General features: G+C 71.9%; 13 protein-coding genes. 5 read left to right on the top strand and 8 right to left on the bottom strand.

Annotated elements, in window-relative coordinates; all coding sequences use genetic code 11:
* Positions 1-32: 32 nt before the first annotated feature.
* Together ABZ801_RS09420 and rlmN are read right to left on the bottom strand one after the other, a co-directional pair.
* Positions 33-539: a DivIVA domain-containing protein gene (locus tag ABZ801_RS09420; protein WP_344948117.1), complete on the bottom strand. Its 507-nt coding sequence runs from the start codon at positions 537-539 to the stop codon at positions 33-35.
* A gap of 98 nt (positions 540-637) precedes the next feature.
* Positions 638-1,786 (bottom strand): 23S rRNA (adenine(2503)-C(2))-methyltransferase RlmN, encoded by a 1,149-nt coding sequence (rlmN, locus tag ABZ801_RS09425; protein ID WP_360694973.1) that lies wholly within the window; start codon positions 1,784-1,786, stop codon positions 638-640.
* 120 nt (positions 1,787-1,906) lie between these two features.
* Between rlmN and ABZ801_RS09430 the strand changes: the two genes are divergently transcribed.
* The gene (locus ABZ801_RS09430) at positions 1,907-3,040 is read left to right on the top strand and encodes a suppressor of fused domain protein (RefSeq protein WP_344948111.1); all 1,134 of its coding nucleotides are present in this window, start codon (positions 1,907-1,909) and stop codon (positions 3,038-3,040) included.
* A 72-nt stretch (positions 3,041-3,112) separates the two neighbouring features.
* Here the strand turns inward: ABZ801_RS09430 and ABZ801_RS09435 are convergent, their stop codons facing one another.
* The 5 genes from ABZ801_RS09435 to rpsB all read right to left on the bottom strand — a co-directional run bounded on the left by ABZ801_RS09435 (position 3,113) and on the right by rpsB (position 8,026).
* Positions 3,113-4,060: a phosphatidate cytidylyltransferase gene (locus ABZ801_RS09435; protein ID WP_360694982.1), complete on the bottom strand. Its 948-nt coding sequence runs from the start codon at positions 4,058-4,060 to the stop codon at positions 3,113-3,115.
* A 50-nt stretch (positions 4,061-4,110) separates the two neighbouring features.
* On the bottom strand, positions 4,111-4,668 hold the full coding sequence (gene frr, locus ABZ801_RS09440) for a ribosome recycling factor (protein WP_344948493.1): 558 nt from the start codon (positions 4,666-4,668) through the stop codon (positions 4,111-4,113).
* Between the two features lie 183 nt (positions 4,669-4,851).
* Complete coding sequence (gene pyrH / locus ABZ801_RS09445; protein ID WP_344948106.1) at positions 4,852-5,631, bottom strand: UMP kinase; 780 nt, start codon at positions 5,629-5,631, stop codon at positions 4,852-4,854.
* A gap of 534 nt (positions 5,632-6,165) precedes the next feature.
* Positions 6,166-7,002, bottom strand: a complete 837-nt coding sequence (gene tsf, locus ABZ801_RS09450; RefSeq protein ID WP_344948103.1) for a translation elongation factor Ts — start codon at positions 7,000-7,002, stop codon at positions 6,166-6,168.
* 94 nt (positions 7,003-7,096) lie between these two features.
* Positions 7,097-8,026: a 30S ribosomal protein S2 gene (gene rpsB, locus ABZ801_RS09455; protein WP_360694987.1), complete on the bottom strand. Its 930-nt coding sequence runs from the start codon at positions 8,024-8,026 to the stop codon at positions 7,097-7,099.
* Positions 8,027-8,340: 314 nt separating this feature from the next.
* Here rpsB and ABZ801_RS09460 point away from each other — a divergent pair, with 314 nt between their 5' ends.
* The gene (locus ABZ801_RS09460; RefSeq protein ID WP_360694990.1) at positions 8,341-9,216 is read left to right on the top strand and encodes a peptidoglycan DD-metalloendopeptidase family protein; all 876 of its coding nucleotides are present in this window, start codon (positions 8,341-8,343) and stop codon (positions 9,214-9,216) included.
* A gap of 333 nt (positions 9,217-9,549) precedes the next feature.
* Here ABZ801_RS09460 and ABZ801_RS09465 read toward each other — a convergent pair whose 3' ends face one another.
* Entirely contained in the window at positions 9,550-10,479 is a 930-nt protein-coding gene (locus ABZ801_RS09465; RefSeq protein ID WP_360694993.1) for a tyrosine recombinase XerC, read from the bottom strand.
* A 142-nt stretch (positions 10,480-10,621) separates the two neighbouring features.
* Here ABZ801_RS09465 and ABZ801_RS09470 point away from each other — a divergent pair, with 142 nt between their 5' ends.
* Genes ABZ801_RS09470 through dprA form a run of 3 tightly spaced genes read left to right on the top strand, consistent with a single transcriptional unit; the run spans position 10,622 to position 13,825 of the window.
* A complete protein-coding gene (locus tag ABZ801_RS09470) occupies positions 10,622-11,131 on the top strand; it encodes a YraN family protein (RefSeq protein WP_360694996.1) in 510 nt (169 codons plus the stop codon).
* A gap of 1 nt (position 11,132) precedes the next feature.
* Positions 11,133-12,689: a YifB family Mg chelatase-like AAA ATPase gene (locus ABZ801_RS09475; protein ID WP_360694999.1), complete on the top strand. Its 1,557-nt coding sequence runs from the start codon at positions 11,133-11,135 to the stop codon at positions 12,687-12,689.
* Positions 12,686-13,825, top strand: a complete 1,140-nt coding sequence (dprA, locus tag ABZ801_RS09480; RefSeq protein ID WP_360695002.1) for a DNA-processing protein DprA — start codon at positions 12,686-12,688, stop codon at positions 13,823-13,825. The genes ABZ801_RS09475 and dprA overlap by 4 nt, the downstream gene beginning before the upstream one ends.
* Positions 13,826-14,381 lie beyond the last annotated feature (556 nt).

Here is a 14,381-nt window from a genome sequence, read left to right on the forward strand (position 1 = left end):
ACCAGAGCCACCGGAAACTGTGGATAACTCTGTCAGCGGGGTTCGAGCGCCCCGGCGAGCTGGATCAGGAACTCGTCGACCTCGCGCTCGTCGTAGCCGGGCCCGAGACGGACGATGCGGAACGCGCTCTCCCGGACGTCACGGGCGGTCACCGGCGGGGCGGCGCCGCGCAGCCCGTCGACGACGCGGTCCAGGAAGGCGTCCACGTCACGCACGTCGTACCCCGCGCGCACGCCCGAGCCGGAGAACCGGGCGTTCTGGATCCAGGTGATCAGCCATCCGGGATGCACCCGGGGCCGCCGGGGGCGCTGGCCGAGGGGCGCCGCGGCCTGCAGTTCCAGGACGCATTCGCGCAGCAGCTCGTCCACCGCCCGTGGCTCGTAACCGCGCAGGACGACGTCGAACCGGGTCCGGCGCACCTCGTCGGCGGTCACCATGGTGCCGCCCCGCAGCGCGTCACCGATCCTGCGCAGCAACCCGTCCACCTGGGCGCGGTCGTAACCGCGCAGCGCCACCGGCAGGCGCGTCCCCGTCCTCACGGCACCGGACTCCTCAGCGTTCCGCGCGTGCCGTCCGGGGCGGCCGGCGCCCGCCTCGCCCGAGACCGAGACGACGCAGAACGCTCCCTTCCGGCCCGCTACTTCGCGGTGGTCGCGGCCAGCTGGCCGCAGGCACCGTCGATCTCTCTCCCCCGAGTGTCGCGAACCGTGACCGGCACCCCGTGCGCCTCCAGCCGGCGGACGAACTCGCGCTCGTCACGGGGCCGGGAGGCGGTCCACCTGGATCCCGGCGTGGGGTTCAACGGGATCAGATTGACGTGTACGAGGTGCCCGCGCAAGAGCCTGCCGAGAAGATCCGCCCGCCACGCCTGGTCGTTGACGTCCTTGATCAGGGCGTACTCGATGGAGACGCGGCGCCCGGTGCGGTCGGCGTACGCCCACGCCGCGTCCAGGACCTCCTGCACCTTCCACCGGTTGTTGATGGGAACGAGCTCGTCGCGCAGCTCGTCGTCGGGCGCGTGCAGCGACACCGCGAGCCGTACGGACAGGTCCTCGGCGGCCAGCTTCTCGATGGCGGGGACGAGCCCGACCGTGGAGACGGTGACCGCGCGCTGGGAGATGCCCAGCCCGCGTGGGCTGGGGTCGGTGATGCGCCGGACGGCGCCCAGGACCGCCTTGTAGTTGGCCAGGGGTTCCCCCATGCCCATGAAGACGATGTTGGAGACGCGTCCCGGCCCCCCTGGGACCCGCCCAGAGGCCATGGCGCGCGCGCCCGCCGTGACCTGCTCGACGATTTCGGCCGTGGACAGGTTACGGGTCAGCCCCGCCTGGCCGGTGGCGCAGAACGGGCAGTTCATGCCGCAGCCAGCCTGGGACGACACGCACATGGTGGCCCGGTCGGGGTAGCGCATCAGCACCGACTCGAACAACACGCCGTCAAAGGCCCGCCACACCGTCTTCAACGTGGCGCCACCATCGCACGACAGGTCCCGTACGGGGGTGAGCAGGGTGGGCAGCAGTTCCGCCGTGAGCCGCTCGCGTACGGCCGCGGGCAGGTCGGTCATCTGCGCGGGGTCGTCGACCAGGCGCGCGAAGTAGTGGCGGGACAGCTGGTCGGCCCGGAAGGGCTTCTCCCCCAGCGCGGCGACCGCCTCCCGGCGTTCGGCCGGGGTGAGGTCGGCCAGGTGGCGCGGCGGCTTGGCCCTGCGGGGCGCCGCGAAGACGAGCTTGGCCGGAGTCTTCTTCTCGGCGGCCCCGGTGGTGGCTGGTTCGGCGGTGGCAGACATGGTGTTCCCAGTGTCGCAAACCCCGCCGCATGCCCCGACCGCCGTCACCCCGGGAACGCGCCGATGCCCATGGGCGCGACATGCCTGCGCACGGCCCTGTGTGCGGCTAAGGTCTCGATCATGTCGGTATTGCGCAGGGGGTCCTCTACAGCCGCGACGACCGTCCTGTCCGAGGTCAGCCCCTACGGGAGCCGCCGGCTCGTCATCGAGTCCGACGGAGTGGTCACCGCCGCGTACCTGAAGGACGTCCGCGGCAACGTGGTGGGGGCCGCGTGGGTCGCCAACCATCAGGCGGCCCCCGTCGAGCAGGATCGGGCCCGGGTGGACGCGGGGCTGGCGCCGCTCATGCCCGCCTCGCATGTGCGTCACCCCGAGGGCCGTAAGCCCCTGCAGGCCGACTCACTGGAAGTCGTGTGGTTCGAGGAGGGCGACGGGGTCGCCGTCCTGGAGGCGGGGGAACCGCTGTGCGTCATCCCCGGCTGGTCCGACATGAGCCGGGGCATTCCCGGCTACAGCCGGGACATGAAACGGCAGAGCCCGTTCGCCTTCCCCCTCGACGACGAGATCGACGAGTTCACGCCTCGCGTCAAGCGCGCGCGGGAGCACTGGGAGGTCTGCGCCAAGGACGGCTCCTGGGCGGACTTCCAGCAGTCGATCCTCGGGCACCTGCTGCAACGTCTCGGCCCAGGCGGTCACTACTGGCACGACGTCGGCCGCCAGCATCCCGGGGGGAAGAGCGGCGTGGCGCCCACCGTCGGCGTCTCCGAGCGGCCCGCCCAGGAGGGCCGGGATTTCACCGTGCTCAGCACCGTCGGCATGAGCCGCCAGCGGATGCCCACCATCGAGCTGTACGAGGACGACGTCTCGCCTCACAGCCGCATCGAACTGGCCGTCGCCACGACCCTGCCCAGTCAGCGCGCCGGCAGCATCTTCCCGTGGCTGTCCCAGTACCCGTGGCGATCGGTCACGTGGTTCGCCCCCGGCGACGTGGTGAAGTGGTACCACGAGGCGCACACGTTCCCCCTCAACACCGAGGGCTCCCAGTGGGAGGGTGTGCTGCTCCTGGAGGACCCGAGCCGTCTCGCAGGGCCGGTGCCCCCCGGCCTGACGGGCTTGTCCATCGGCGGCGACCACGTGCGGTGGCTGTGGCTGGTGCCCATCACCGCCGAGGAGCACCGCTACGCCAAGAACGAGGGCTCTGACGCCCTGGTACGCCGTCTGGCGCAGCAGGGCCGTTCCTGGGTCGTCTCCTAGGCGTCCGCACCGGTGGGCGCCTTGCGGGGCGTTCACACCGGTGCGCGCCAGACCTATTAGGCCGCGCCAGGCCTATTTGGCGGGGACGAAGAGTTCCAGCAGGAGCCACACCACGGGAAGCGTGGCGATCAGGGAGTCGAGGCGGTCCATGACGCCGCCGTGCTCGGGCAGCAGCGTCCCCATGTCCTTGATCCCGAGATCCCGTTTGATCATCGATTCGACGAGGTCGCCCACCGTCGCGGTGACGACGGCGGCGGCGCCGATGACGGCCCCCTGCCACAGGTGCCCGTCGTCCAGCAGCCACCACACCAGCCACGCGCCCACCGCCATGCAGGCGATGGCCGAGCCGGTGACGCCCTCCCAGGTCTTCTTGGGGCTGATGGACGGCGCCAGCTTGTGCCTGCCGAAGAACGACCCCGCGAAGAACCCGCCGATGTCACTGGCGACGGTGACCGCGACGAACACCACGATGCGGTCGTCACCGTCGTCCGGCCGCAGCAGCAGCGCGGCGATGCCGCCCATGACCGCCAGGTAGCCGACCAGGAAGAGCCCGGCGGTGACGTCGCGCACGTAACCGTCGGCGCCCTGGGGCATCCGCCACACGAGCACGCCGAGGATGGTCAGGGCGGCGGCGGCCACCAGGCCCGTCGGCCCCCACGCGTACGACGCGGCGGCGGTGGCGACCGTCCCGGCGGCCACCGGGATGAGCGGGCCGCGGATGCCGCGCGTGGCGAACGCCCCGTTCAGCTCGTGCAACCCGATGAGCAGGAAGGCGGCCAGGACGCCGAGGAAGATTTCCTTGACCGTGTACAGCGATACCAGCACCAGGCCGCCGAGCAACACGCCCACGCCGACGGCGACGGGCAGGTTGCGGCCCAGCTTCTTCTTGGGCGCGGGCGCGTCACCCGGATCCGGGGCAGCCGGGGACGACGCGTCGCCCGGAGGCCCCGGGGAGTGCGCGTCCCCCGCGCGGCTCGGCGAGGGCGCGCCCTCCGCGGGACCGGAGGGACCGGAGGACACGTGGGGCTCAGCCGGTGAGCCCGACGGCTCTCCGGTCTCGTCCAGCTCCATCAAACTTCGAGCAGCTCCGCCTTCTTGTGCTCAAGCAGCTCGTCGACCTGCGCCACGTAGCGGTGCGTGACGTCGTCGAGCTCCTTCTCGGCGCGCCGGACCTCGTCCTCGCCCGCCTCGCCGTCCTTGGCCAGTTTGTCGAGGGTCTCCTTGGCGCGGCGGCGGATGTTGCGGATGGCCACCCGGCCCTCCTCCGCCTTGGTCCCGGCGACCTTGATGAACTCGCGCCGCCGCTCCTCCGACAGCTCGGGGAAGACCACGCGGATGACCTTGCCGTCGTTGGTGGGGTTGACGCCGAGGTCGCTGTCCCGGATCGCCTTCTCCACCGCGGCCATGGAGCTCCTGTCGAAGACCTCGACGATGACCATGCGGGGTTCGGGCAGCCGGAACGACGCCAGCTGGTTGATCGGCGTCGGCGTCCCGTAGTACTCCGCGGTGATCTTGTTGAACATGGCGGGAGTGACGCGGCCGGTGCGGATGGCCTGGAAGTCCTCCTTGGCGACCGCGACCGCCTTCTCCATCTTCTCCTCGGCTTCGAGGAGGGTCTCGTCGATCACTTCGACTCCCATGTCACCTAGTCGGCCCTTGCCACCTAGCCATTGTCCCCTGATCCCCGGGTCCCCGGGGCCACGGATCCACCGCTTTCCCGGAATCGGACGCCGCCGTCCGGTCCGCGGCGGCGCCTCGGCGGACGGACCGACCCGGCGGCCCGGCGCCCGGCGCGCCGCGTCCCGGCCGTGTCAGCCGTCCGCCCGGGAGACCAGCGTGCCGATCTTCTCACCCCGGACGGCCCGGACGATGTTGCCCTGGCCCATCAGGTCGAACACCACGATGGGCAGCGTGTTGTCCATGCAGAGGCTGATGGCCGTGGCGTCCATGACCTTCAGGCCCCGCTGCAGCACCTCACCGTAGTCCAGCCGGTCGAACTTGACCGCGTCCGGATTCTTGCGCGGGTCGGCGTCGTACACGCCGTCCACCTGCGTGGCCTTCAGCACCGCGTCGGCGCCGATCTCCAGCGCGCGCTGGGCGGCGGTGGTGTCGGTGGAGAAGAACGGCTGGCCCAGCCCGGCACCGAAGATGACCACGCGGCCCTTCTCCAGGTGCCGGATGGCGCGCCGCGGGATGTACGGCTCGGCGACCTGGCTCATGGTGATCGCGGTCTGCACCCGGGTGTCCAGGCCGATCTTCTCCAGGAAGTCCTGCAGGGCCAGGCAGTTGATGACCGTGCCGATCATGCCCATGTAGTCGGCGCGCGCCCGGTCCATGCCCCGCTCGGCCAGCGCGGCGCCGCGGAACATGTTGCCGCCGCCGCACACCACGGCGACCTGCACGCCTTCGCGCACCGCCTCGGCCACGCCCTCGGCGACGTGCTGCACGACGACGGGGTCGATGCCGAGCGGGTCGGCGCCGGCGAACGCCTCGCCGGACAGCTTCAGCAGCACCCGCTTCCACCCGGCGCGGTGCGGGCGGGCCGTGGACGACGAGGCCGCCGTCGTGTCAGTGGTCGATGTCTCCTGCACGTCGGCGGCCTCCTCGATACGGCGTCTGCTGGGTTGTGTCGGCATGCCTTGCCTCGCATGCTTCCAGGGCTTCCCCCAAGGGCTTCCCGGAATCGGGGAGATTTCCCGGCGATCGGGCGCCCCGTTCGCACTGGGCTTTCCCCGAGGCTCCGGGCCCTCACGCGAGCCCCCTCGTGGGTCCTTCCGGGCTCACACGGTAGTCCCTGGACCCACACGGTAGCCCTTGCGGGGGGCGTCCCGGGGAGAGCAGGCCCCTGCCTCCAGGATGCACGCCCGGTCACGGCTCGGGCCGGGCGACGCTCCGGGCGACATGGCCCGTTCAGGACCGCCACCCTGTCTGTCGCTGTCCGTTGCCCGTCCTGACGGACCGGTCCGCTGACCGGATCCGGGCCGGGACGCGCTGCCTTTCGTCCGGCCGGATCCGAGCCTGTGGCGGGACCTGGGAGCCGGCGGCCACGGACGGCGCCGCGTGTGGGGGTGCCTCCGTGCCCGGCCCCGGGTCACCGGTTGTTCCGGCCTCGTCGAGGCGGGGTGTCAGGCCTGTCCGACCTTGAAGCGGGCGAACCGCTTGACCTTGACCCCGGCCTCGTCGAGGACCTTGGCGATGGTCTTCTTGTTCTCCTTGACGAACGCCTGCTCCACCAGGACGAAGTCGCGGAAGTAGGCGTTGACCCGACCCTCGACGATCTTCGGGATGGCCTGCTCGGGCTTGCCCTCCTCGCGGGTCAGCCGCTCGGCCAGCTCCCGCTCCTTGGCGATCACGTCGGCCGGGATGTCGTCGCGGGTGAGGTACTTGGGCGCCATCGCCGCGATCTGCTGGGCGATGTCCTTGGCGACCTCGGCGTTCTCGGTGTCCAGCTCGACCAGCACGCCGGTGGTCGGCGGCAGCGACGGGTCGGACTTGTGCAGGTAGCTGGCCACGTAGGCGCCGGTGAAGTGGGCGTAGCGGCCCAGCTCCAGCTTCTCGCCGATCTTGGCGCTGGCCTCCTGGATCAGCGCCTCCACGGTCTTGCCCGGCTCGATCTCGGCCGCCAGCAGGCCCGCGGTGTCGGTGACGTCGCTGCCCGCGGCGAACTCGACGATGCGGTTCGCCAGCTCGATGAACTCGGCGTTCTTGGCGACGAAGTCGGTCTCGCACTTCAGTTCGAGGATCGCGCCGTCGCCGGTGCCGTTGAAGTACTCGGCGATCAGGCCGTTGGCGGCGGTGCGCTCGGCGCGCTTGCCGACGTCCTTGGCGCCCTTGAGCCGCAGGATCTCCACGGCCTTGTCGAAGTCGCCCTCGGCCTCGGTCAGGGCGTTCTTACAGGCCATCATGCCCGAGCCGGTCAGCTCGCGGAGCCGCTTGACGTCAGCGGCGGTGAAGTTCGCCATCGCTCTCTTCGTCTCTGTCGTCGTGGGACGTAAGGCTTGGGTGGAGACCGGGCTCCGGGGCCGCCGTCAGGGGCGGCCCCGGAGCCCCCGGTCGTCAGGCTCCCGCGGCCCCGCCGTCCTTGTCCTCGGCGGGGGCGGCGTCGGCGGCAGGAGCGGCCTCGGCGGCCGGGGCGGCCTCGGCGGCGGGCTCGGCGGCGGGCTCGCCCTCCTTGGGCGCGGCCTCGGCGGCCGGGGTCTGGCCGCTCTGCAGCAGCTCGCGCTCCCATTCGGCCAGCGGCTCGGCGGCGGCGCCGCCCTCGGCCGGCTTCTCGTCCCCGCCGGAGGCGGCCCCGGCGCGCGCCATGAGCCCGTCGGCGACCGCGTCGGCGACGACGCGGGTCAGCAGGCTGACGCTGCGGATGGCGTCGTCGTTGCCGGGGATCGGGTAGTCGACCTCGTCGGGGTCGCAGTTGGTGTCGAGGATCGCCACCACCGGGATGCCGAGCTTCTTGGCCTCGTTGACGGCGATGTGCTCCTTCTTGGTGTCCACGATCCACACGGCGCTGGGCACCTTGGCCATGTCGCGGATACCGCCGAGCGTGCGCTCCAGCTTGTCCTTCTCGCGACGCAGGCCCAGCAGCTCCTTCTTGGTCATGCCGGAGCCGGCCACGTCGTCGTAGTTGATCTCCTCCAGCTCCTTGAGCCGGGTGAGCCGCTTGTGGACGGTGGAGAAGTTGGTGAGCATGCCGCCCAGCCACCGCTGGTTGACGTAGGGCATGCCGACCCGCGTGGCCTGCTCGGCGATGGCCTCCTGGGCCTGCTTCTTGGTGCCGACGAACAGGATCGTGCCGCCGTGCGCGACCGTCGCCTTGACGAACTCGTAGGCGCGGTCGATGTACGACAGCGACTGCTGCAGGTCGATGATGTAGATGCCGTTGCGCTCGGTGAAGATGAAGCGCTTCATCTTCGGGTTCCACCGGCGGGTCTGGTGGCCGAAGTGAACGCCGCTCTCGAGCAGCTGCCGCATGGTGACGACGGGTGCCATGGCCCGTGATCTCCTGTCCGGCCCGGTCGTTATCCGGGCCACGTCTCGGTTGTCCGCCTGCGCCCGCGACACGGCCGCGCCGTCAACGAGTGACGGACCGAGCGGCTGTGCCCCACCGGCGACCAGGCCAGGTGGCTGGCGAGCGCGTGAATTCGGCCGTCTGGGTGAGCACCCACACGACCGTTGCCCAAGTCTACGGGATGTCCAGCGCACGGGTGGAACGGGCCGCACCGGCGGCCCTCGGCTCGCGGCGGTTATCCACATGCGTTACCGGATCTGGCGACCTTCAGACGAGAGGGAGCAGGCTGCCGGACATGAGCCTACTCACCATCCTCCTCACATGCACCACCCTGGCGGCCCTTCTGCCTCCCGCCACCCCGTCTCCGACCAGCGTGTTCACCTCAACCGCCCCAGGCCACCCGGCACCCTCGGCGGCGTCGCTGGGCCCCGCCGCCCCGCCTGCCTCGGGCCGCTCCGTCGCGGCCGGCTCCCTGGTCTCACCGCCACGCCCACTCTTCTCGGCGCCAGCGCCCTCACAAGGCGGCCCCTCCGGGCCGTCAGGCCACTGGCGGTGGCCGTTAGGGCCGCCCGCTCCTAAGGTGCTGCGGTTGTTCTCTCCGCCGCCTTCCCCGTGGGGCGCCGGTCATCGGGGCGTCGACCTGGCGGCCCGTCCGGGCGAACCGGTGTACGCGTCCGCCGCAGGGCACGTCTCCTATGCGGGACGCCTCGCAGGCCAGGGCATCGTGGCTGTCACCCATGGCGCGCTGCGCACCACGTATCTGCCGGTACGCCCCGCCGTCCGTCGAGGACGCCAAGTGAACCCCGGCACCCGCATAGGCACCGTGGAGGCCACCTGGCCACACTGCCCGACCACATGCCTGCACTGGGGCCTGATCCACGGCTCGGTCTACCTCGACCCGCTTCGCCTGGTACGGCCGAAGGTCCGCCTCCTGCCCTACTGGGAGCCGCGTCCCCAGCCGAAACCGTCGCCCCCAACGCGAACGACCGCCTCCCCGGGCATGGACCTACGGGACGCCACAACGGCAGGCGGTGGAGCGCTGGTAGGGATGCTGCTGGCCTTCCTCCTGAGCCTGGCCTGGCGTCACGGCCGCTCCCGTTCGTCCACGCGCCGCCCACCCCCGGGCGTCATAGACCTGACCAGAGAACGCCGCCAACGCCGCGCCCGCTGACCTGCGGCACCAGGCGGGCACGTCGGTACGGGCGGCGGCAACGCGGCAGACCGTGTCACCTGCGTCGCCGCCCCACGGAAAGCACGGCGACGTAGAGGCATGGGTAGCCACGAGACAGGCGGAGGTGTGGCCGGAGCGCCCCATCTGGTACAGGACGGCTCTCTCGTGGGGTGTCACAACCCGCTCCGAGGGGCGTTATGGCACCCGATGTCTGTTGCCAAGGGTTGCGCCGCGACGGCTCATCACTGTTCTCCCGGCCGCATCCCAGTCAGCCACATCAAATGCTTGCGGGCGGTCGGTACCGTACGCGCGGGGCATCCTTGGCGCCAGCCGCTATTCGGCGCCTCGGGGGTGGGCTTGGCGGTGGACCTGTTTGAGGCGTTCGACGGAGACCTGGGTGTAGATCTGGGTCGTCTGCAGGGAGGCGTGTCCGAGCATTTCCTGGACGCTGCGCAGGTCGGCGCCGCCTTCCAGCAGGTGTGTGGCGGCGCTGTGACGAAGGCCGTGGGGGCTGAGGTCCGGCATGTCGCCCACCTCGGCGATGCGCGTGTGGACGATCCGTCGTGCGCTGGTGGGATGCAGGCGGCCCCCGCGTGCGCCGAGGAAAAGCGCCGGGCCGCTGTGCTCCGTCGTCAGCTCCGGGCGGCCGTACCGGAGCCAGTCCTGTACGGCGCGGGCCGCCGGGTCGCCCATCGGCACCGTGCGCTCCTTGCCGCCCTTGCCCAGGACGCGCACGGTCTGGCGTTCGGTGTCCAGGTCGTCGACGTCGAGGCCGCACAGCTCGCTGACGCGCACGCCCGTGGCGTACAGCACCTCCAGTACGGCACGGTCACGCAGTCCCAGAGGCCCCTCTGCGGTCATGTCGTCCAGCAGACGGGCGATCTGGTCCTGCGCCAGCACAGTGGGAAGGTCGCGTAGCCGTTTGGGTGTGCCGAGGAGCAGCCCCGGGTCGTCCGGTATGAGGCCCCGCCGGAACAGGTAGGCGGTGAAGGTGCGCGCGGCGGCGGTGCGGCGGGCCAAGGTCGCCCGGGAGCGGCCGACAGAGTGCTGCCTGGCCAGCCAGGCGCGCAGGACGGCGACGTCGAGCGCCTCCACCCCGGACACCCCGACCTCGGTGGCGTAATGGCAAAGGTCCTGGATGTCGCCGAGGTAGGCGCGCAACGTGTGCGGCGACACTCCTCGTTCGGCGCGCAGATGCCGCTCGAACTCCGCCAGCACCTCTCGCGGAACGGCGGGCGATTCGGGGGCGTCGTCGGCGTTCACAGCCGCCACGCTGCGCCAAGGAGGCCGTGAAGGCAAGCATCCGCCGGTGCTCCGAAGATCACAGTTCCGGGTTATCCACAGAATCCCGTTCACCTTTTGCCCGCCGTGACGCCCCGTCACCGTTGATGCACGGAGGTGAACCATGAACGACAACGCGAGTCTCGGACGCCGCGGCGAGCAGGCGGCGGCCGCCTACCTGGTCGGGCTGGGCTGGACGATCCTCGACCGCAACTGGCGGTGCCCGGAGGGCGAGCTGGACATCATCGCCCATGACGGCAGGCGCCCCGTCGTCTGCGAGGTGAAGACCCGCAGCACGGCGGCCTACGGTGCGCCGCTGGAGGCGATCACGCCCGACAAGGCCGCCCGGTTGCGGCGACTGGCCGGCCGGTGGGCGGCCGCGCACCGGATCCGCAGCGCCGACGTCCGCATCGACGTCCTCGGCCTGATTCCCTGTGCGGCGCCGTCCCCGGTCGAGGCCGGCGGCAGGGGCGTCTCCTGGATCGTCAGAGGGGCGTCCAGGAAGCGCCGGCCCGCCGCCAGAGCCGGCAAGTACAACGCACGCCACAGACGAACGGCCGGCCCCCTCCCCGGCGGCGGCCACTACGCAGAGAGCTGCGGGTTCTCCGTCGAACACGTCCGGGGGGTGTGCTGAGTTGACGCTCGCCAGAACCCGATCCGTATCCCTGGTCGGAGTGGACGGCTTCGTCATCGACGTCGAGGCGGCCATCACCAGCGGCGTTCCCGGCCTGCACCTGGTCGGCCTGCCGGACGCCGCGCTCAACGAGGCACGTGACCGCGTGCGGGCGGCGATCTTCAATTCCGGCGAGGATTGGCCCAACCGGCACGTCACGGTGTCCCTCTTCCCGGCCAGCCTGCCGAAACGCGGCTCGACCTTCGACCTGGCCATCGCGATCGCCCTGCTCGCGGCGGCCGAGGCCGTACCGCCGCGGTCCTGCGCGGGGCTGGTGATGGTCGGGGAACTCGGGCTGGACGGCCGGATCCGCTCCATCCCGGGCGTGCTGCCCGCCGCTCTGGCCGCCGCGAACGCCGGCTGCCGCACCGTGGTCGTCCCGCAGGCCAACGCCGCCGAGGCGGAACTCGTCCCCGACCTGCAGGTGATACCGGCGCGGACGCTACGCGGGCTGCTGTGCCTGCTCCGCGACGAGCCGCCGCCGATCGAGGAGGACGACGACCCGCTCCCCCTCCGTACCGCTCCGGAAGGGCTGACCTTCGGCAGCCAGGCGACCCGCACCGGGCTCGACCTGGCGGACGTGCGCGGCCAGGCCGAGGCCCGCCGTGCCCTGGAGATCAGCGCGGCCGGCGGCCACCACCTCTACTTCTGCGGCCCTCCGGGTTGCGGCAAGACCATGCTCGCCGAACGTCTCCCCACCCTGATGCCACCACTGGAACCGGAGGCGGCGCTGGAGGTCACCGCGCTCCACTCCGTCGCCGGAACCCTGCCACCGGACCAGCCGCTGATCACACGCCCCCCGTTCTACGCACCCCACCACACCGCCACCCGCTCGGCCATGGTCGGCGGCGGTTCCGGCCGGACGCTGCAACCCGGCGCGGTGTCCCTGGCCCACCGCGGCATCCTGTTCCTGGACGAGGCGCCCGAGTTCTTGAGCGGGGTTCTGGACGCGCTGCGGCAGCCGCTGGAGGAGGGCTCCGTACGGATCTCCCGCACGGAGGGGGCGGCGAGCTTCCCCGCCCGGTTCACGCTCGTGCTGGCCGCCAACCCGTGCCCGTGCGCGGCGGCGAAGCCGATCGACTGCTCCTGTGCGCCCGGCATCCGGCGCAAGTACCTCTCCAAGATCTCAGGGCCGCTGCTCGACCGCATCGACCTGAAACTGGAACTGGTCCCCGCCAGCCGCGCCGAACTGCGGTACGACCTGGAGTTCGCCGAGTCCAGCCAGGTCGTCGCCGAGCGCGTCCAGGAGGCCCGCGACCGGACGCTCAAACGCCTGGCCGACACCCCCTGGCGGTCCAACGCCGAGATCCCCGGCCCTGACCTGCGCCGACGCTTCACGCCCGCACCGGAGGCGATGCACGCCGCCGACGAGGCCCTGCAGAACGGCACACTCAGCGCCCGCGGTCTCGACCGCGTCCTGCGGGTCGCCTGGACGATCGCCGACCTGGCCGGCCGCGACCAGCCCTCCGAGGACGACATCGGCGGCGCCCTCGCCTTGTGGACGGGGAAGCGGCCGTGACCGGCGAACGCCTGGCCAGGGCCGCCCTGACCGCCACCGCCGAGCCCGGCGACGCGCTGCTGAACCGCATCGTCGACCGCCTCGGCCCGGTCGGGGCCGTCGAGGCGATCCGCACCGGCGACGTCCCCGACGACCTGCTGTCCGAGCGCCTCGCGCGCTGCCTCCAGCACTGGCGGATACGGTCGGCCGCCGCGGAACCCGAACGCGATCTGGAGATCTGCGAACGGCTGGGCGGACGCCTGATATGTCCCGGCGACCCCGAATGGCCCACCACGCTTGACGATCTCGGCGGAGAGCGCCCGTACGCGCTGTGGCTGCGCGGCCCCGGCGACCTGCGCAACGCCTGCCTGCGCTCGGTGGCCATGGTCGGATCCCGCGCGGCGTCCTCCTACGGCCTGCGCGTGGCCGCCGAGTTCGCCGCCGACCTGGCCGAACGCGGCTGGGCGGTGGTCTCGGGCGGCGCGCTCGGCATCGACGCGGCCGCGCACCGGGGCGCCCTGGCGGCCGACGGCCCGACGGTCGCGGTCCTGGCCAACGGCGTCGACATGCCGTATCCGGCGTCCAACGACGGGCTGTTCGCCGAGATCGCCCGGCGCGCGGTGCTGGTCAGCGAGTCGCCTCCGGGGGTGGAACCGCACCGCCTGCGCTTCCTCGTCCGCAACCGGGTGATCGCCGCGCTGTGCAGGGGCACGGTGGTCGTCGAGGCGGAGGCGCGCAGCGGGGCCCTCAGTACCGCCGCCTGGACCCGCAAGCTGGGCCGCGTCCTCATGGCGGTGCCCGGCCCGGTCGACTCGCGAACGTCGGTGGGCTGCCACAGGCTGCTCCGGGAGGACCCGTCCGCCTCCTTGGTCACCCGCCCCGAAGAGGTCGTCGAGGCGGTGGGCCGTATCGGCGACGACCTGGCCCCCGTCCCGTCCGGCCCCGTGCTGCCCCGCGACCGCCTGGAGCCGACCGCCCGCGCCGTCCTGGAAGCCCTCCCCGGCAGAGGCGCCGCGGGTCCCGCGCAGATCGCCGTCAAGGCGGGCGTCGACCTGGCCACGGTCAACGGCAAGCTCGGCCTCCTGGCCGCCGCGGGCTTCGTCGAACGCTGCGCCGCCGGCTGGCGCCTCACCAAGTCCGCCAAACAACCCAAATGACCATCGCCCGGCCGTAACGCCGCCCGCAGACAACCCCCTCTGCCCAACAGGAGCGATCCCAATGTCCGATGAGCGGTGCGCCGAGAGAACGCCCAGCCCCCGCGACACCCAAGCTCATGGAGCAGGCCAGCTCACACGCACCAACGAGAGGAAGGGCGAGACCACCTCATGGGAAATCAGCATCGGGCACCATCTGCCCCAACGGCCGGAGTCACACGAGGGGCGGCTGCGGCGGCCCAGTCCGGCGTAGCCGCCACCCACGCCTGCGCGCCGCGGGCTGCCCCCGGTCATCGCCGAGGCCTCCGACACAGGTCAAGCAAGCCCTTGGGATCGGGCACCAACGGCCCGTACCCCAACTCGGTCATGCCCACCGCGCCGTACTGCTGGCCGCGGGTAGCCCACCGTTGTGCGGTTCTGACCGAGACCTGGAAGCGTTCGGCCGCCCACCCCGGCGGCCACCCGTCCTCGGCAGGCGGCGCAGGCAAGCCCACCGGTCTCAGTCCGCGGCGCCTCCGGATTAGCCGTGAGGGCCTCTTGGGGCCGGGTGCAGATGTCC

It is taken from the genome of Actinomadura sp. NPDC047616 (genome assembly GCF_040642915.1).
In the GTDB taxonomy this organism is placed as follows: Bacteria; Actinomycetota; Actinomycetes; order Streptosporangiales; family Streptosporangiaceae; genus Spirillospora; species Spirillospora miaoliensis.